The sequence below is a fragment of the Fodinibius salipaludis genome (assembly GCF_002287075.1).
Taxonomy (GTDB): Bacteria; Bacteroidota; Rhodothermia; order Balneolales; family Balneolaceae; genus Fodinibius; species Fodinibius salipaludis.
Window position 1 is genome coordinate 81,564 of the sequence record NZ_NSKE01000005.1, and the last position, 19,355, is coordinate 100,918.

The window sequence follows — 19,355 nt, forward strand, 5'->3', positions numbered from 1 at the left end:
AAATACTTATTTAGATGTAGTTAAGCTCTGTATTTTATCCCATACTTCAGGATCTTCTTGTCCCAATCGCCATACCGATATTCCACGGAGATCAAATTCTTCTAAAAGTTGCAACTTGGGTTCTATTGATCGCGCATCTTCTATAAATGCATATTCAAACACCCCGTCATGACTCCATAACGCATAATGAGTTTGGTGATTTTCAATCCAAACCATATCCGCATCGTAGCGTTCCACCAGTCCCATCACTTTTTCATAAGAAGCGCCCCGGCCATTGACAAAACCACCCTGTTCCTCATTGTAATCGGCAAACCAAAAATTAGAGTAGAACGGTATTCCCAGCGATATTTTTTGGGGATCGATTTCAAGGTCAATCATATACTCAATCATCTCCTTCATCCAAGAAATGCCCGCTACGGGGCCGGGCGGCGTGCGACGTGTATGCTGCGAATACGTCATCAGCGAAAGAAAGTCGCCGGCTTCAGCCATTGCTTTTAAATCGTAGGCGCCCCGCCAGTATTCATATAAAAACCGGTGGTATTCGGTTTTCAGATCAAAATCAGTATTGGTTGGAACCACGGCTGCAGAGAGGGATAAATCATTCTCATGAAATGCTTCAGCTGTTTTACGATAAAAATCTGTAAATGCATTACGATCATTAATATGGATATTTTCAAAGTCAAATTGCCAGCCCGCATATCCATGCTTCAACGCCAAATCAACCATCATATTGATTGTTCGATGCTGAGCTGAGGAATCCTGCAAAAAATTATGGAAAAGCTCGCGATCAAAACCGGGATTCACTACCAGCGGAATAACGTCAATACCTTTTTCCTCAGCTATTTCCATGACCCGACTGTCCACTTCTCCCCATAAAATGCCGGTTTTAGAAATGGAATAGGTCTGCGGGGCTACAATCGAGATGTGATCGCTGTTGGCCTCAAAGCTTTCAAATGAATCTTCGGTATCTACGTAGTAGAAAAGATTCTCAGAATTATATTGCGCCTTTGTATCCGAAAAAGCGAGTAAAAATAATCCGAAAAGGAATAAAAAAGCCAATCCCCTAATACAACATGTGGTTATATTTCCCATAGCCCCTCAATAGTTAGCAAAAAGTCCTTTTTCTAACCTACTAAAAAAATATGAAACCACATATATTTATTGACAGTCAATTTTCATTTTTCCATACGTGATTAAAAACAGCTTGTCGAAGCGGCCCTAAATCAAAATAACTGCCACCTTCTTGGCGACCAACGTTTTGGCGATTGGTAAGAAAAATAATGGAGAGCGAATCTTGGGGTACAATTAAAATATTAGTACCTGTAAACCCGGTGTGTCCGAACGTACCATCGGGACTTCCCTCCGCAGCAATAAATGATTTACCCATGGCCCATCCGAGCCCATTGCCATATTGATCTTTGGTAAGAAAGGTATCGACGATTGATTCTGAAATGAACTGTTCCCTCTCCTTATATCCTTTATTCATCAATAAATCCACCAGCACCTGTAAATCATCCACCGTAGAAAATAATCCCGCATGGCCCGCCACACCACCATTAGCATACCAGGCATTCCCGTCATTGACTTCACCCCAGAGAGTATATTCCCGCCAGCTGTCCCACGACTTCGGATCCACGTCAACGTTATAGCCAAACTCATCATCATACACCATCTGCTTCTCAAAAGGATTTCCATGGGAAGTGGCCGCAATTTTTTTATACCCTTTTCCCATTGGATTAAACATCGTATTTCGCAAATTCAGAGGCTGGTAAAGATTGTCTTCCAAAAAATAATCCAACTTTTGGCCCGATATATTTTCAATAATATCGCCCAGCAACATAAACCCCAAATCACTGTAATGTCGACCTTCCCCTACCTCCCATTTTAAAGGTAGATTGGCAATATACCGGTACCGCTCTTCTTTGTCTTCAGCATGATAATATGTGGGCACCCACTGCGCCAACCCTGAGCTATGGGTAAGCAGATGACGAATAGTAATCTGGGATTTTTCTCCTTTCTCAAACTCTGGCAAATAGTTGCGAATGGGATCATCCAATGAAAGAGCATCCTCATCCAAAAGTTTCATAATCCCAAAAGTAGTACCCATTACTTTGGTCAGCGAAGCCACATCAAAAAGATATTCGGTCGTCATTGGTTCGGGATTATCCACCTTTTGCATACCATAATCATACTTCTGAGCGTATCCGTAGGCCGCCCGATGCAGGATGGAATCCCCCTTCCTGATTTGTATCACCGCTCCTGGAATATGATCTTCTTTAATCTCTTTCTGGATGAGGCTGTCGATAGCAGCGATTTTCCCAACCTTTTTAGGCTCCACATCGGGATTTGAAGTACAACCAACAAATATCGTTAATAAAAGTCCCAGAAATAGTTTGCGCATTTTTCTTCTGATTTAATATATATCCCAATATCCCATCGATATAATCGACTATAACACTACGTAAATACTTCTTTATTTTTTTCGAATCCAATACGTAATATTCCCAACCATCATCACAATGGCGCTACCTACCACCGTATAAAGCGGCCAGGCAATGACCAGAGGTTCACCGGGCAATATGCTATGAATCGGACCTTCAACCATAAACAACAGGGAGATCAATCCCACAAAAAAGCCAATCATCGCATCGGTTTTATCCGGAGCTTCAGAAAATCGTCCCAGCAGAAATGCCCCTAACAATCCACCGTAGGTATAAGAGGCAATTCCAAGACCGAGTTCAACAACGGCGGGACGTTCCCCCTCCTGGAGTTGTAAAAAAGCAAAGAAGAAAGCAGATCCAGTTAAAATAACGGCCCACACCATCGTAATGATACGCGAGATCCGCAGATCCTCGGCTTGCGAGTTATCTTTTCCAAAGTAAGGCTTATACAGGTCCAGCGTCGTTGAAGAAGCCAGGGAGTTGAGTGACGAACTGAGGCTACTCATTGCCGCAGCAAAGAGTGAGGCGATAATTAATCCGGACAGACCCACCGGCAACTGCTCAACAATAAACTTGGCAAAAATTTCATCAGTCGTTGCCAATCCCAATGCCTCTGCCGATTGTGCATCATAAAACGCATAAAGCAGTAAACCAATAAATAGAAACAGCCCAAACTGCAGGGCAACCACTACGCCGCTCCATACCAATGCGCGTTGACTATTATCTACGTTTCGGGTTGTAAGAAGGCGTTGGACAATGAGCTGATCGGTTCCGTGCGAGGCCACTGAAAATATCGCCCCTCCAATCAACGCCGTAAAGAAGGTATAGGGCTGAGCAATAAAGTCCGAGAATGGTTGTCCGAATCCAAAATCAAGAATTTGTAATTTCCCCGCATCTGCGGCTATCGACATCGCTCCACTCAAACCATTCGGCAAATCAGCAAGGACAATTCCGATGGCCAGCGCCGCACCGCCTATATACACGGCCATCTGCATTACATCCATCCACACAACAGCTTTTATCCCCCCAATGAGCGTATAAATAAGGGTTATAATAGATATTGCAGCAATAGCTAACAGATACACCTCGAAATCAGTCCATCCGATAAATGCCCCTCCAAGGCGAAGGATAATTGCAAGAGGAATAGCCGTAGCAAAAAGACGAACGCCATCAGCCAACAGGCGGGTAATCATAAAAGTCGTGCTTGTTGCATTCCTCATACCGGGACCGAACCGCTGTTCTAAAAACTGGTAAGCCGTAGTTTGTTTTCCCTTAAAATAGGCGGGAAGTAAAAATTTACTGACTAAGATGCGTCCCACAATATAACCCAATGTTATTTGCAGAAAGGTGAGATTTCCTCCATAGGCTACTGCGGGGATACTAATAAAAGTAAGCGTGCTCGTCTCTGTTGCCACCACTGAAAACATGACCGCCCACCATGGCAACCCTTCGCCTCCCATAAAATAATCCGAGGTTGACGACTGGCGCCCGGCGGCATAAATACCCAACCCCGCAACCGCTATCAAATACACGACAATGACAACGTAATCTATGACTGAAAATTCCAAAAAGACCTCTTTTTTGAGCTTATAATTATCAACTCCAGCTTTTTATTGAGCCCAATATTTGTTGGGTTGCCCAAAAATAAGCGGTCATTATTATAGTGATTTATTTTTAGGATTACAGAACATGCTTAAATATTACGCTGAATGCTCTCATAGCCCTCATATAATCCTACTCAGCAAAAACTAAATTAGTATAGATTTTTCTATTGCTATCAATCCTTAAATACCGTTGATTATAGCATCTTGGTAATTTCTCAAATCCAACAATGTTTGTTAATGAATCCCTCTGTTGAAAAACTCTATAGCATTGCGCAAAAACCGAGTAGAACTGTCATTGGATTGATGTCGGGGACTTCACTGGATGGGTTGGATATTGCTTTATGCCAGATTAATGGTAGTGGAAACGAAACGGGGGTAGAACTGAAAAACTTTAAGACTATTCCCTATGATTCCGAATTAAAAAAACGTCTTAAAGCTATAAGCTCAGTCCAACAAGTTTCTCTGAAGGAGGTTTGCCTGCTGCACTCTAAGCTTGCCGGGCTACATGCAGAATTTATTCTTTCAGCTTTGGAAAAGTGGGATATCAAACCCGACCAAATAGATTGTATTGCCAGTCACGGGCAAACCATTTATCATGCTCCCAAAATTCAGCATCGTCAGGACGACTCCCCAAATACCACCTTACAAATTGGAGATGGTGATCATATTGCCCGCAAAACAGGTATTTTAACGATTAGCGATTTTCGTCAGAAACATACGGCAGCAGGCGGAGAAGGAGCGCCCCTTGCAGCGCCGGTCGATCAGATGCTTTTTACCCATGAGTCGGAAAATCGCATCTTATTGAATATCGGCGGCATTGCTAATTTTACATATCTACCTGCAAGTTCCAATCCTGACAAGGCACCCATCACGACGGATACTGGTCCCGGGAATACGCTCATTGATAATGCTGTGCAAAAATATTTTGATAAGGATTTTGACAAGAACGGCCGTATCGCAAGGCAGGGTTCTGTAAATAAAACTGCTCTCAAGGCACTCAAAACGGATCCTTATTTCAAGAAATCCTTTCCTAAAACAACCGGCCCCGAAGTATTTAATTTAGAGTGGATGCAACAACGACTTGACAAATCAAAAGTTGGGGATATCCCATCCGAAGATATAGTGGCCACCCTCACCCGTTTATCGGCAGATACTATTACTGAATCCGTAAAAAAGGTAGTTTCAGATTCTCAAAATATCATTATTTATGTGAGCGGTGGTGGTTTTCACAACCCTGTGCTTATGGATTGGCTTAACGAGTTATTGCCCGACTGCCACATTTTATCTTTTGCTAAAATCGGCTTTGATCCCGATGCCAAGGAGGCCGTTATTTTTGCAATATTAGCCAACGAATTGCTTGCCGGAGAAGGGTTTTCAATAAATACTGACAGTAATAAAAAAGTTAATTTTGGCAAAATTTCTTTCCCAGAATGAGTAATTGGACAAACTTTCAATAATTGATAAAACCAAGTTTTACGTTAGAAATAATATTGCAGTAATTCGAAATTCCCGGAATCTATTTCACTTGCACCTAATTGAATAATATTATTATGCAAAACGACGCTAAAAAAAATCGTCTAACTTATTACGAAAATATTCCCACCGATATTTTTAAAGATGCAACCACAGCTTCGAAACATGTTGGCGAAGAGATTGCCAATCTCATCCAAGAAAATAATTCCGTTGGCCAAACTACGGTACTGGGATTTGCTACCGGCTCGACTCCCACCCAAGTGTATGACGAGCTTATCCGGATGCACAATGAAGAGGGACTTACGTTCCAAAACGTGATTACGTTTAACCTTGACGAGTATTTCCCGATGGAACCAGAATCGCTGCAAAGTTACGTGCGATTTATGAATGAACATCTTTTTAATCATATTGATATCCCGGAAGATCAGGTACATATCCCCGACGGCACTATTGCGGAAGAAGATGTGGCGGAATATTGCAAGAATTATGAGCAAAAGATTCAAGATGCTGGTGGTCTTGATATTCAACTGCTGGGTATCGGACGAACAGGACATATCGGTTTTAATGAACCCGGCTCGCGTCCCAATTCCGGCACCCGCCTTATTACCCTTGACGGCATTACTCGAAAAGATGCGGCCAGCGACTTTTTCGGCGAAGAATACGTACCACGCCGCGCCATCACTATGGGGGTTGGTACCATCCTGGATGCCGATCGCATCATTATGATGGCATGGGGGGAGGGCAAAGCACCTATTATAAAAGAAACAGTAGAAGGTCCCATACGCGAAAGGGTTCCTGCAACTTATCTACAAAAGCATAATAACGCACAGGTTATTTTGGATGAGGCCTCGGCCGAAAACCTCACCCGCAAAAAAACGCCCTGGCTACTTACTACCTGCAATTGGGATGACAAATTGATTCGCAAAGGTGTTGTTTGGCTCTGCCAAAAAGTGGATAAGCCTGTCCTAAAGCTTACCGATGGAGATTATAACGAACACGGCATGGGCGATCTTCTTACCCAGTTTGGGCCGGCCTATGATATCAACCTAAAGGTTTTTAATGAGTTACAACATACCATCACAGGCTGGCCGGGTGGTAAACCTAATGCCGAGGATATTGATCGACCCGAACGTGCTGAACCTTATCCAAAACGTGCTATTGTTTTTAGTCCTCATCCCGATGATGATGTCATTTCTATGGGCGGTACACTCATTCGCCTGGTCGAGCAAGAACATGAGGTACATATTGCTTATCAGACATCGGGCAATATTGCTGTTTTTGATGATGATGTAATACGCTTTGTAGATTTTGTCTCGGAGTACAACGAGATGTTTGATATGCAACAGGAAGAAGCTGAAAATATGCTTGGTGAAATCAAGCAATTTATTAACCAGAAAGAGCCCGCAGAAGTTGATTCCCAAGCAATAAAACATATTAAAGGACTCATTCGGCGAGGTGAAGCAAAAGCTGCTGCACGCTATTGTGGAGTGCCGGAAGAGAAACTCCACTTTTTGGACATGCCCTTTTATGAGACCGGCCGCGTGAAGAAAAAACCACTCTCAGAAGACGATATCGATATTATTATAGATCTGCTCCGTGAAGTTAAGCCTCACCAGGTTTATGCCGCCGGCGACCTTTCTGATCCACACGGAACCCACCGTGTTTGCCTGAAAGCCATTCTATCTGCACTTAAAGAGTGTCAAGACGACGACTGGATGCAAGATTGCTATATCTGGCTCTACCGCGGAGCCTGGCAGGAATGGGATATTAACGAGATTGAGATGGCGGTGCCTTTAAGTCCGCAGGAATTGGCAAAAAAGCGGCGCGCTATTTTCAAACACCAATCACAGAAAGATCGTCCGCTTTTCCCCGGTCCTGATGAGCGTGAATTCTGGCAACGTGCCGAACAGCGAAACCGTGAAACCGCCCTGCTCTATGATGAACTTGGTTTTGCCGAATACGAGGCCATTGAAGGATTTGTGCGATATAAAGAGCTGGATAAATAGCCAGACCTTAAGAAGATCAATCGTTTTATAAAAGATGTCGCCTACTGTTCTTGCAACCAATCATAAAATTTCTGTATAGCTTTGCCCCGGTGGCTGATTTCATTTTTAATCTCCGAATCCAATTCAGCAAATGTTTTTTTATATGCTGCAGGAACAAAAACCGGATCATACCCAAATCCTCCGGTTCCCTGCTCTTTTGTTCTGATAGTGCCACGACAAACTCCCTCAAACGTATAGGATCCTTCATCCGTGACTAATGCAGCCACTGTTCTAAATTGAGCTCCCCGCCGCTCCATAGGTACACCTGCAAGCTCATCCAGCAATTTATCCACATTATCCTGATAGGATACATTTTCCCCAGCATAACGGGCCGAATACACCCCAGGACGTCCATTCAAAGCATCCACTTCGAGGCCGGTATCATCAGATAATGCAGGCAAACCGGTCTCATTATGTACGTATCGTGCTTTTTTTAGGGCATTACCTTCCAACGTATCGGCATCCTCCTCAACTTCTTCCAACTTAGGAAAATCGTAGGTTGACTTAAGCTCAATGCCTAATGGTGCCAATGTGGCTTGAAGCTCCTTAATTTTGTGCTTGTTTCGCGAAGCTAAAACAATGGTATCCATATTTATATTATCCTCTCACTTATTCAGCACCTTTTGCTTCTTTCAAAATCTCCTGCATTTGGTGCCATTTCAAACGTGGACCAAATTGAGATACCACTTTTGATCCCGCAAGGCTGGCCAGCTTTCCGGCACCCGCGAATCCCATACCATCTGTGATACCGTATAAAAATGCACCGGCATACATATCTCCCGCACCATTGGTATCAACAGCTTGTACATCATAGGGCTCGATATCGATGAAGGTATCACCATCATAGATCATAGCACCATTGGCTCCCTGCGTAATTACAAATCGTTTGGCCTCCTTTTTCAGGGCTTCTCGTGCCTCTTTCAGGTTATCTTTACCCGTATAAATTTTTGCCTCTTTCTCATTACAAAAAAGAAGATCAACCGAAGCTCCTATAATATCTTCAAACCGACTTTTAAATCCTTCTACGATCGACGGATCGGAAAGGGTGAGCGCTGTTTTTACATCATTCTGCTGGGCTATTTTCTTAGTCTGTTTCATCGTTTCAAAACCGTTCTCTGAAGTAACCAAATAGCCTTCGATATATACATACTCGGAATCACGAATGGCCAGCTCATCAATTTCTTTGGTTGACAGGTTTTGGGTAATCCCCAAATAAGTATTCATCGTTCGCTCAGCATCATCCGTAACCATCACTAAACACTTTCCGGTGATGCCGTCTTCTCGCTCCTGTCGATCAAAATTAGTATCAATACCGGCCTCCTTCATATCGTCGAGATATAAATCCCCGAAAGGATCATTGGCAACCTTGCATGAATAAAATGCTTTGCCCCCAAACTGACTTACAGCAAACACGGTATTAGCTGCTGATCCACCTGGCTTTTCAACGGTTTCTTCCCGACTGATATCACTAATAAGTTGGAATTGGGTTTCCTCATCCACTAATGTCATAACACCTTTTTCAACATCATGTTTTTCTAAAAACTCATCACCGACTTCAAATTCCATATCCACCAGTGCATTGCCAATACCATAAACGTTGTACTTCTTTTTCATAAAAGAATATTATTAGTCAAACTGAAATTATGCCTATCAAATAATGAGCGGAAAATACGAACTCTTAATGGTTCAATAAAGTTCAGATCTACAAATAAAAAAGCACCTGCCTAATTAAAGACAGGTGCCCAAATGTAACACTACCTGTTTAATTTTATTGAAACACGATAGGGTCTGGTGTGCCATCGGGATCACCGTTGGCTGTACCATCCGTAGAAGGATTTCCACCGGTCAAAAGCAGCACTGCCGCAGCGTGTGGACTTGCCATTGACGTACCACTGATGGTGTTTACACCGTTATTTTTCCATAACGATTTTACATCTACACCTGGAGCGGCGTATTCTATTGGAGGGTTAGCGTAATTTGAAAATGAAGCAAAGTCATCATTAGAATCTATCGCCGAAATCGTATAGACATTATTGTACTCTACACGCGCCGGAGATGAGTTATTCGCATCAGCCCCATCATTTCCGGCAGCCACAGCAAAATAAATTCCTTGATCAGCAGCATTTCTAACTGCATCATCAACAGCTTGTGAAGTTCCTCCACCAAGACTCATATTTGCCACATCCCCCGGAGAAGCATTTGCAGCCACATAATCTATTCCAGAGATAACCCCAGAATAAGAGCCACTACCATCGCTATCAAGTACTTTTACACCAACGACGCTTGCACCTGCAGCAACTCCAATAACATCGATATCATTATCAAGAGCAGCAATAGTACCAGCGACATGCGTACCATGACCATTGCCGTCATCAGCTGAGGACTCTGAAGAAACAAACGAGGTACTGCGCTGAGTGTCAACATTCAAATCATCATGATCAAGATCTACTCCACTATCAATTACCCAGGCAGTAAGCCCAGAGCCATCAACAGCTCCTCCAATACGATCAATTCCATAAGGAGTTTCCTGTGGATCTCCGCCTCCATCATCGCATCCAATGCCAAAATAAATACACCAAAAAGAATCAGTGGCTTCGGGAGGTGAAAGCATTACAATACGATCTTGTTCAACATATTTTACCTCATTATCGGTCTTTAGATTTTCCAGCTGTTGAGAATTCAGCTCCGCCGTAAAGCCACCAATTGCATTCGTATATCTATTTACAATAGCATCTTTGGCTATGCTGTGACGACCGGATATTTTCGATATTTTTTTCTTTCTTTCACCGGCAACAGCCTTGTCTTTACTTACTTTGTTATCGAATACAACAATATATTGGTCTTCTATAGGCTGCCCCTGTTTATTTTGAAGTTGTTCAGCCTTTTCATCGAGATTATCATTTGATTTTTCGACTTCTGTGGGTTGATCACAACCTGTTATCACAAGAAAAGCAACAACAAGAATTGTACTCAACTTTGATAATGTTTTATTTAACATAAATGATATTTGATTTATTAGAATTATGCTTACACGAGGTAAGCCCACAATCATGAGAGAGGCATTATGAATAGTTTTATATTTAGAACTATGACCATAAGTGCCCTACAATCCTCATTCCATCCCTCACAACTTTAGATAAACATGAGTTAAAAACTTGCATCCTGTTACAAAATATTCCATTGAAGGAGTTCAAATCATACAATAATCAAGGGGTTACTATTTCTGATTTAGCCAAAATAATTGATTACATTTTCGTAAGCGGTTTTTACAAATCTGCCACCCCATAGAATAGATTTTAACCTTTACTGTCAGCCATCAAAGCAAGTATGCACAGGATATAATGCAAGATCTTTTAGATTTTTTAGAACAACGCTTATCCCAAAACCTGCCGGGTAAAAAGGCCCAAATCGAGATGGCTCCCGAACCGGTTGACGGTGGCGATATTCGAGAGATGGAGCCCCCGCCGGAAGTCAACAAGAGCAGTGTGCTGATTTTACTTTTCCCCAACGAAGATGATGAAATGGAACTGGTACTAACACTGCGTAGCCATGATATTGATCACGGTGGGCAGATTAGTTTTCCGGGAGGGCGTGCTGAAAAAGGAGAGTCACCGCACCAGACGGCACTCCGCGAAGCAAAGGAGGAAATTGGGGTACTGCCTGATACAGTAACAATTATCGGAGAGCTTAGTGAGTTATATGTGAGTCACTCAAACAATCTCGTTACACCCGTTGTTGGCTTTATAAATAAGAGACCTGATTTTATCACAAATCCTGCTGAAGTAGAGGAAGTTTTTGCTGTAGAACTGAAGTCTCTGCTACATAAGAAAAATATCACCGTTGAAGATTGGGATCTCCAATCGTATACCTATCGGGTCCCCTATTGGGATGTTCACCAGGTCCCGCTCTGGGGGGCTACTGCAATGATGCTGAATGAATTCCTTGATCTGTACCGAGAATTTATAAACAAAAAAAGTTAATCCTTTTGCCCCATAATGAAGGCTGAACACTGCACTCTTTGCGAACTCGAAACCCCCGACCCGCCCATTACTGATCCGGATATAGATGGCGTTTTTTGCTGTTCGGGCTGTCTGCATGTATATAAGCTACTCCAAAATATGGAGGGTGAACAAGCTGAGCAACTTCGCAAGCAAACCATCCAAAAAAGACACAATGAGCAAAAGGAAACTACGCTACCCGAAGATTACGAAGAAGCTTTTTTTAAAGTAAATGGCATGCACTGTTCAACCTGCGAATCATTCGTGGAAGCATTGGCAGATCGAGAAGATAGTATTTACAAAAGTGAAGCCAGTTATGCTTCAGAAATGATAAAGGTTTATTATGATCCTAAATCAATAACTCCCGATACCCTTCCCGATAAATTGAGCAAGTTGGGCTATAAGGTTCGACCCATTGAATCATCTGCAAAAGAGGAGCAGCTCAACGAAGTGGCCCGCATTATTATCGGTGGTTTCTTTGGAATCATCGGGCTACTGTTATACGTGCTATTTTTATACCCCTCTTACCTTGGCGGTGGTGGCATAGTTCCTCTTACAGAAAACGAAAAGCTTTTTTTCGTTTCTAACATTTTTGTAATGACCACTTTTGTTTTACTGTACACCGGGTTTCCAATTTTACGCGGAGCATGGGTTTCCCTTTCTGTGCTTAAACCAAATATGGACCTGCTCATTACTATTGCAGCCGTCAGTGCTTATTTATACAGTGTGGGAGCCATGCTTATTGGATCATCAGAAGTTTATTTTGATGTAACCATGGCTATCGTGCTTGTCGTTTCTATTGGAAATTATTATGAGAAAAAAATAAAGTCCGGCAAACATAATTTACTGGCAAAACTTACTGAAAAGCGCATCCAATACGCGCGATTACTTCAAAATGGTAAAACCAAAGAAACGGCTATTGAGAACCTCAATCCGGGAGATCAGGTGTTGGTTAAAGCCGGGGAACGCATCCCCATCGACGGTACCGTTATAGATGGTAGGGGTGTTGTCAATGAGGCCCTGATGACGGGCGAATCGATACCGGTTTCAAAAGATGTGGGAGATTCTGTACTCAGCGGCACTATTCTTACTCAAAATGCCCTTACTATTGAAATAGGTGATAGTGTTGAAAGTACTATTGATAACTTAATGCAGATGATGTGGAATATTCAGTCGGCCCGCCCCGGCCAACAGCGGCTGGCTGATCGTATTGCCACCTGGTTTGTTCCCAGTGTTATCCTCTTAGGTATCGTTACGTTTGTCTACCACATGATGAGCGGAGCCGGTGCCACAGAATCAATGCTTTCGTCGCTGGCTGTGCTTATTGTTTCCTGTCCCTGTGCATTGGGGCTGGCTACCCCTCTTGCCATTGCGTCGGGTATTAGAAGCGGCCTGGAACACGAAATTATTTTTAAAACGGCGGCTGTGTTTGAAGAGCAAATGGATACTGCTACTGCTGCATTTGATAAAACCGGAACGTTAACAACAGGAACAATGCAACTTCTCGATAATGGAAATAATGAGCAAGCACTCCGGTATGCAGCACAGTTAGAGCAATATGCTTCTCATCCCATTGCAGAACCTATTGCTGCATATGCAACAAATAAAAATACCGTAGATGATTTCACCTCTTACTCTACCGGGATTTCAGGGCAAATAAACGGGATGCAAATTTTTGTTGGTCAGCCTGAATGGATTAATAACCACCTGCAAATTACTGAGAAACAATGGGAAAAGATTAATTCCGGTAGAAATGAGGGAAATGTTCCCGTTGCAGTCGGATGGGATAATAGAGTTCGGAGTATTTTGACAGTAGGTGATCAGATACGGGATGAGGCACCGAAAATTGTGAAAAAACTGCAATCCGAAGGAAAAAAAGTTGCTATTATTACCGGGGATAGTAAACAAGCCGGAGATGCAATCCGCAGAAAGCTAAATCCTGATTTCCTCTTTACAGAAACGCGCCCCGACTCCAAATCCAATATTGTTGAAGAACTGCGAAAATTTGGCCGAATTGCAATGATCGGTGATGGAAGTAACGACGCCCCGGCCCTTGCTCAAGCTGATCTTGGAATTGCGTTTGGAAATTTAACCGCCATTGCCGCTGATTCAGCTCATGTTATTATTCCGCGAGAACAATTGGGGCTAATACCCGCGGCCTTTAATGCTATAAAATTAACCAAGAAACGTATCCGCCAGAATCTGGGATGGGCGTTTCTCTATAATATTATCACAATTCCTCTCGCTATTGCAGGAGCAATAAATCCATTATTTGCTGCCGTTGCAATGGCAACAAGCAGCCTGTTGGTGGTAGGCAACTCATCGCGAGATATGCAGCTTATATCTGAATAAATTATTACTGATTTTGATTGTACCGAACAGGAACCTTATCCAAGGGTACTTCCTGGCTTACCTTCTTCGTAGAATCCTTTCCTGTTTTTTGATCCGAACTTATAAACAGCTTTGTGGGAATATCACCGTTGGGTAATATCCATTCGCCATATACTTGGGCCGGTGCCGACTGTTTTACCTCCCAACTGTTATTATCACCCGATAACATTTTTTTGCTTTGTAAGCTCAGGCTATCAACACTGATTTCCAATTCATCCTGACTACTGCTATCGGCAGACGTCAACCCCAATGCAAAACGCCACTCTTGAGCACTAACTTTGATACGAAGTTCATCAATAACGACGACAGATGCCTGATCCGAAAACAGCGTGTCTCCCTCACCAAACCCACGCACATCTTCTACATCAAACCCCTGGCTATTTGCATCCTTTTCATCTTCAAATATTTGAACATTAATTAAATTAAAAAGAGTCATTAACTCCACTAACACAGGAACTCCAATTCCTACAATCACTAAAATTTTCACCAACTTCTTGGTGGAGTTATCAGACTTTTCCTCAGACATAACTTTTCAACAAAATATTCTTATTCTGCAATAACTCGTTATCAAAAACAAAAGCCCTTGTCCGTTCAAAAATAGTAAACAGACAAGGACTTTATTCATCTAACAAATTTAGGTTATCAAGATGGTCTCGGCAGTGCACCCGGTGAAAAGATACCGTCAGCCACCATCTCCCAAAGTGGGAAGGCGTAAGCCAGAACGACCAGTAAGAGTGCCAATCCAAACCACAGCTTCATATTATCCAATATAGCCGGGGTATGCTCTACACCCGACAATGGTTCGGGAATATAATCATCTACCGGTTTGTCAGATTTTTCACCGGCAAGCCATGAGGCAACGACCACCCACAGAAAGAGTATCAGCGAAATCATAAGGATGGTACCGCCTATAGCAATTTGCCATTTCATTTCGGTCATTGTCCCAAAAATAGGCTCAAAATCAAAACCTGAATATTCGGGCTCTGCGGTACGTCGGGGTACCCCCGCAAGTCCGGCACGATGCATTGCGTTTGACATTAACGTCATCCCCAAGAACCACGCGTATGGTTGTATCAAAGCCAGCGTTTTATACTTAAGCTTTCTACCGGTAAGCTGTGGGAGTAGCCAGTATGTGATGGCCATAAAGGTTAGGGCTACCGCTGTTCCCACGGTCAAGTGAAAGTGCCCCGGCACCCAAATGGTATTATGAATCAGAACATTAATATTCATTGAGGCATTAATCATTCCGCTAAAACCGCCGGCAGCAAACATAATTCCAGCCAGCGCACAACCTACAAACGCGGGACTATCCCAGGGGAGCTTGCCAATCCACTTAAGATATCCTTTCCCGCCACGTTGTCGGGCTCCGTGCTCCATACTGGCTACAACCGTAAACAGCGTAATTAAACTTGGCAACAGAATTAACAGCGTTGTCGCCATAGCATAGAATTTAAATCCAACAGAAATTCCTGCATCAGCATATTGATGATGGTATCCTACCGGGGTAGAAAGCAGTAAGAAGATGATAAAGACAATCCGAGTCATTGAATCACTGAATAAGCGTCCACCTGAAAGCTTCGGCAAAATAGCATACCATACGTAGTAAGCCGGTAACAGCCAGAAGTACACAACAGCATGACCAAAGAACCAGAATAGCGTTCTCGGCAGTAAGGGTTCAATTTCTGTAACCCATCCAAGCGACCATGGAATCAATAATCCCACAACCTCGAGGGCCAAGCCAATAGTACAAACGTACCACATTAGCATAGTAAAGAGGGTCATAAATGCGAGGATAGGAATCCGTTCATTCGGATTTTCCGCCCGCCATTTTCTGTATGACCAGAACCAGTCTGCACCGGCCATCCACGAACCTACTACTACAAGGGCCAGCCCAATGTAGAACATCGGGTGAGCTTGTAAAGGCGGATAAAAAGTATAGAGCACAGCAGCTCGGATCGAACTATCCGGAACGAGTCCTCCCAAGATAGCTATTGTCGCCATCACCAATCCAATGGTCATCAGCCAAAACCATGACCAGGTAAACGTCAAATTCTCAGGTTCGCGATCGAGACTTCGCGTTACGCCCCATACAAAGAGGCCAGCGATAAAAAATGTTGTGAAAATTAATGCCAGCAATACCCCATGGCCTGTTAATAGCGTATAGTATTCCCCGGAATTAAAAAATCCGCGAAAGACATTGGTACGGTGCAGGGCTTGGACAAATCCAAAGAGCCCTCCAATAGCAAGCGCTATAAAAGCAACAATGAAATTAGCTTTGGCAACTTTTGCAGCTTTCGGATACTTGTGTATAAATGTCATTCTACCAGATTACTTTTATCAAACTCAGATTTAGGTACTACCTTTATTTTACCCTCCATAACGTGGTGGGCCGGTCCGCAATACTCATTACAGACGATTCCATATTCTCGTACTTCAGGAAAGATCGTCGTAAATTTTGCTACCTGCCCCGGTATAGACATCGTATTTAGATTGGTTCCCGCGACATCAAAACCGTGCAACACATCAGGGCTTGTTATATAAAACGTAACCCGCGTATTAGCCGGTACCACAATAGGTTGTGCGGTTCCAGGATTAAAAGCAAACTGAATAGTTTGCACATAAACCTCATATTCAGTTTGACCATTACGAGTCACTTCACGTACACCCGGATTACCAAACTTAGTGTCAGCCAGGTTTTGCGGATCAATAGTTGCATGATCTCCGATCACCTTTAAATCCATCGCTACAAAACCATATACCACGGTAACGATAAAAAAGGCAATCAGTACAAAGGATAGTTTTATCCAGAACTGTTCGAACTTATGTATATGCATATCTTTGGTTTGTTAACTAATCTATGATGGAAGGAGCATTTCCGGCAAATTCTACGAAATACATGAAAACCCACATCAACGCTACAATAGCAAAGTAGATTAATGTGAGTGTTAACGTACCGTAAGGCTGATACTCATCAATCGTTATTTCGCGAACTATATCCGGATTGCGTTCTTCCCAGCTCTTTTCAGATTCGTTATTGTTAGTTGGATTACTTTTTTCTTCTGGCATAACAAGAGCTCATTTTTTATTTAGCCTGCCCAATTGTTTGGAGACAATTAAGTATTAAATTAGTATAACTTCAAGCCCCATATTTTATTTAGATTCAATTTGTCAAAACTTATCAGCTTCAAATATGCATCGATACCAACTGCTCTTAATATTGAATTATTTTTTTTAATTAACCCAATAAGACGAATCAAGCAGTCGGTTTCCCGCTTTATCAAAAACGGCATAATTGAACCCCTCTTGAATACTATACCCACCAAACTGGCCTTCTTTGTTGATGGCAATAAATCCAACCTGAATATCCTCAACTGAATCATTTTTTTTAACAATACGTTCTACAGCATGTTTACAAGCCTGTTCGGGCGAATCACCGCGGCGCATATTCTCCACCACCAAGTGGGTTCCACCAATACGGATAATTTCCTCTCCTAATCCCGTAGCAACAGCCGCTCCAACTTCATTATCCACAAATAAACCGGAACCGATAAGCGGAGAATCGCCCACCCTTCCATGCATCTTCCAAGCCGTTCCGCTGGTCGTACACGCTCCCGACAAGTTTCCGTTATTATCGAGCGCTATCATTCCGATGGTATCATGATTTTCAATATTAATCTCTGGCTGATATTCAGTATTTTTTTGCCATTCCTCCCAGTCCTCTTGCGATGCTTTCGTCAGCAAATCCTCTTTTTCAAAACCTTGGTCAAGAGCAAAATCCAAGGCTCCCTGTCCCACCAACATCACATGCGGTGTTTCTTCTTTTACCTTTCGCGCCACCGAAACAGGATGCTTAATATGCTGTAAGGCCGCCACCGATCCGCATTGATCATTCTCATCCATAATGCAGGCATCGAGTGTTACGAACCCATCGCGATCAGGTCGACCACCATAACCAACCGTCCGCACTTCAGGGTTGCCTTCCGGTACCCGGACGCCGGCCTCTACTGCATCCAAAGCAGAGCCATTTTGGGATAAAATCTCCCAAGCTGCTTCGTTTGCGGTTTTTCCAAAATTCCATGTCGAAACAACGACCGGCTTTCTACCGCTTGAACCACCATCGGTAAAATCTGTCGCTAAATTTTTAACGGGCAACAATCCACCCATGGCTGTAAGTTTCAAAAATCTTTTCCGACTAATCATAAATCAATTTTTCAGAGATTAATATGTCATTAGAATTCATTTAGCACTATAAAGTGCAACAAAATCTAAGTAAAAAGGAGCATATATTTGCTACGATTCGAGCATTTCTGACACCCCTCTTCCAACTTCCATCCCAATAGCAATACCCATTCCGCTTAACCCCGCAGCCACAAATCGATTTCTATCAAGCTGTTTTACAATAGGTGTTTTAGTAGGTGAAAAGCCCATAATTCCCGACCACTCGTAATCGATGTTCCAATCACTTCCACACCCCAATACTCCAGAAACAAACTCCTTGAGGTGTAATTTAATCGTTCCATTGGTTCCAAACTGATCAGTTTGCTCTCCCTCTTTATCCAAATTACGAGCCCCGCCAATTAACAACCTGTTTCCAACATTCCGAAAATAAACATAGCCCCGGTCGTGATGGAAGATCCCCTTCCACGGAAAATTCTCCTGCTCATTTGTTACCATCACAAATCCGCGCGCCGGATTTATCTCAAGTTCAGGCAACAACCTTTGGACAAACCCATTAGCTGCAAATAATACCTTATCAGATTCGATTTCCAATCCGTTAGCAATACTAACGATCCCATCTTTCGTTGCATCCTCCACCCTGCTATTCCACTTGATATCAACCCCAACAGAACTCACCTTTTTCGCCAGCGCCTCCATCATTTTACCGGGATGCAACGCTCCCTCCAACCTATTTCTTATTACCGGATATCCCTGTAATTCATCTTTAGAATAAACCTCGTTTTCATTTATCAGCGCCCGCATCCATCCGTTAAACCGATCAATCTGGGCCGATACTTTCTCAAACTTCTTTCGGGATTTAAAGAATTCATACCCACCACAGTGTTCATATCCAATAGCCTCTTCTCCGAGTGTTTGCTTTAAAAGCTCCAAACCTTCATACCGACGTTTTATTCGCTCTTTTATATTTTCTTCTGAATCTTTTTCCATATCCGCCAGATGCTCCCCGATCGATCCTACACAAGCAAAACCGGCATTGCGCGTACTGGCTCCCTGCGGCAAAAATCCTCGTTCAAGCACCGCTACTCTGGCGGATGGATTTTGTTGCTTATAAAACAAGGCCGACGACAACCCCACAATCCCAGCTCCGACAATAGCAAGGTCATACGGTTTCAAGAATGAATCTTTTTCCCAGAACGAAGATGAATAACTCATACATATAACTAT

General features: G+C 42.9%; 16 protein-coding genes. 4 read left to right on the forward strand and 12 right to left on the reverse strand.

From position 1 onward, the window contains the following. Positions 1-6 precede the first annotated feature (6 nt). The 3 genes from CK503_RS07890 to CK503_RS07900 form a co-directional block, all read right to left on the reverse strand. Positions 7-1,092: a glycosyl hydrolase family 18 protein gene (locus tag CK503_RS07890; RefSeq protein ID WP_095606258.1), complete on the reverse strand. Its 1,086-nt coding sequence runs from the start codon at positions 1,090-1,092 to the stop codon at positions 7-9. 76 nt (positions 1,093-1,168) lie between these two features. Further along, positions 1,169-2,401, reverse strand: a complete 1,233-nt coding sequence (locus CK503_RS07895) for a serine hydrolase domain-containing protein (protein ID WP_095606259.1) — start codon at positions 2,399-2,401, stop codon at positions 1,169-1,171. A 72-nt stretch (positions 2,402-2,473) separates the two neighbouring features. Next, entirely contained in the window at positions 2,474-4,009 is a 1,536-nt protein-coding gene (locus tag CK503_RS07900; protein WP_095606260.1) for a sodium:solute symporter, read from the reverse strand. Between the two features lie 273 nt (positions 4,010-4,282). On the opposite strand from CK503_RS07900, the gene CK503_RS07905 reads away from it, so the two are divergent. Next, positions 4,283-5,479 carry an anhydro-N-acetylmuramic acid kinase gene (locus CK503_RS07905; RefSeq protein ID WP_095606261.1) on the forward strand — a complete coding sequence of 399 codons (1,197 nt, stop codon included), beginning with the start codon at positions 4,283-4,285 and terminating at the stop codon, positions 5,477-5,479. 116 nt (positions 5,480-5,595) lie between these two features. Further along, entirely contained in the window at positions 5,596-7,524 is a 1,929-nt protein-coding gene (gene nagB, locus CK503_RS07910) for a glucosamine-6-phosphate deaminase (protein WP_095606262.1), read from the forward strand. A gap of 41 nt (positions 7,525-7,565) precedes the next feature. On the opposite strand, the gene rdgB is transcribed toward nagB, so the two are convergent. The 3 genes from rdgB to CK503_RS07925 all read right to left on the reverse strand — a co-directional run bounded on the left by rdgB (position 7,566) and on the right by CK503_RS07925 (position 10,537). Continuing rightward, positions 7,566-8,153 carry an RdgB/HAM1 family non-canonical purine NTP pyrophosphatase gene (gene rdgB / locus CK503_RS07915; RefSeq protein ID WP_095606263.1) on the reverse strand — a complete coding sequence of 196 codons (588 nt, stop codon included), beginning with the start codon at positions 8,151-8,153 and terminating at the stop codon, positions 7,566-7,568. 19 nt (positions 8,154-8,172) lie between these two features. Continuing rightward, on the reverse strand, positions 8,173-9,177 hold the full coding sequence (locus tag CK503_RS07920; RefSeq protein ID WP_095606264.1) for an adenosine kinase: 1,005 nt from the start codon (positions 9,175-9,177) through the stop codon (positions 8,173-8,175). Between the two features lie 154 nt (positions 9,178-9,331). Beyond that, a complete protein-coding gene (locus CK503_RS07925) occupies positions 9,332-10,537 on the reverse strand; it encodes a S8 family peptidase (protein ID WP_255233362.1) in 1,206 nt (401 codons plus the stop codon). Positions 10,538-10,904: 367 nt separating this feature from the next. Between CK503_RS07925 and CK503_RS07930 the strand changes: the two genes are divergently transcribed. Beyond that, the gene (locus CK503_RS07930) at positions 10,905-11,543 is read left to right on the forward strand and encodes an NUDIX hydrolase (RefSeq protein WP_095606266.1); all 639 of its coding nucleotides are present in this window, start codon (positions 10,905-10,907) and stop codon (positions 11,541-11,543) included. A gap of 15 nt (positions 11,544-11,558) precedes the next feature. Further along, positions 11,559-13,913 (forward strand): heavy metal translocating P-type ATPase, encoded by a 2,355-nt coding sequence (locus CK503_RS07935; protein ID WP_095606267.1) that lies wholly within the window; start codon positions 11,559-11,561, stop codon positions 13,911-13,913. Between the two features lie 4 nt (positions 13,914-13,917). Here CK503_RS07935 and CK503_RS07940 read toward each other — a convergent pair whose 3' ends face one another. From CK503_RS07940 to CK503_RS07965, 6 genes are all read right to left on the reverse strand, one after another. Beyond that, positions 13,918-14,478 carry a hypothetical protein gene (locus CK503_RS07940; protein WP_095606268.1) on the reverse strand — a complete coding sequence of 187 codons (561 nt, stop codon included), beginning with the start codon at positions 14,476-14,478 and terminating at the stop codon, positions 13,918-13,920. Positions 14,479-14,594: 116 nt separating this feature from the next. Then, a complete protein-coding gene (locus tag CK503_RS07945) occupies positions 14,595-16,271 on the reverse strand; it encodes a b(o/a)3-type cytochrome-c oxidase subunit 1 (RefSeq protein WP_095606269.1) in 1,677 nt (558 codons plus the stop codon). After that, positions 16,268-16,786, reverse strand: coding sequence for a cupredoxin domain-containing protein (locus tag CK503_RS07950; protein ID WP_095606270.1), 519 nt, complete (start codon positions 16,784-16,786; stop codon positions 16,268-16,270). The genes CK503_RS07945 and CK503_RS07950 overlap by 4 nt, the downstream gene beginning before the upstream one ends. Positions 16,787-16,802: 16 nt before the next feature. Then, the gene (locus tag CK503_RS07955; protein WP_217988371.1) at positions 16,803-17,018 is read right to left on the reverse strand and encodes a hypothetical protein; all 216 of its coding nucleotides are present in this window, start codon (positions 17,016-17,018) and stop codon (positions 16,803-16,805) included. A 165-nt stretch (positions 17,019-17,183) separates the two neighbouring features. After that, on the reverse strand, positions 17,184-18,152 hold the full coding sequence (locus CK503_RS07960; RefSeq protein ID WP_095606271.1) for an isoaspartyl peptidase/L-asparaginase family protein: 969 nt from the start codon (positions 18,150-18,152) through the stop codon (positions 17,184-17,186). Between the two features lie 90 nt (positions 18,153-18,242). Continuing rightward, entirely contained in the window at positions 18,243-19,343 is a 1,101-nt protein-coding gene (locus tag CK503_RS07965) for an NAD(P)/FAD-dependent oxidoreductase (RefSeq protein ID WP_095606272.1), read from the reverse strand. Between the last annotated feature and the right edge of the window lie 12 nt (positions 19,344-19,355).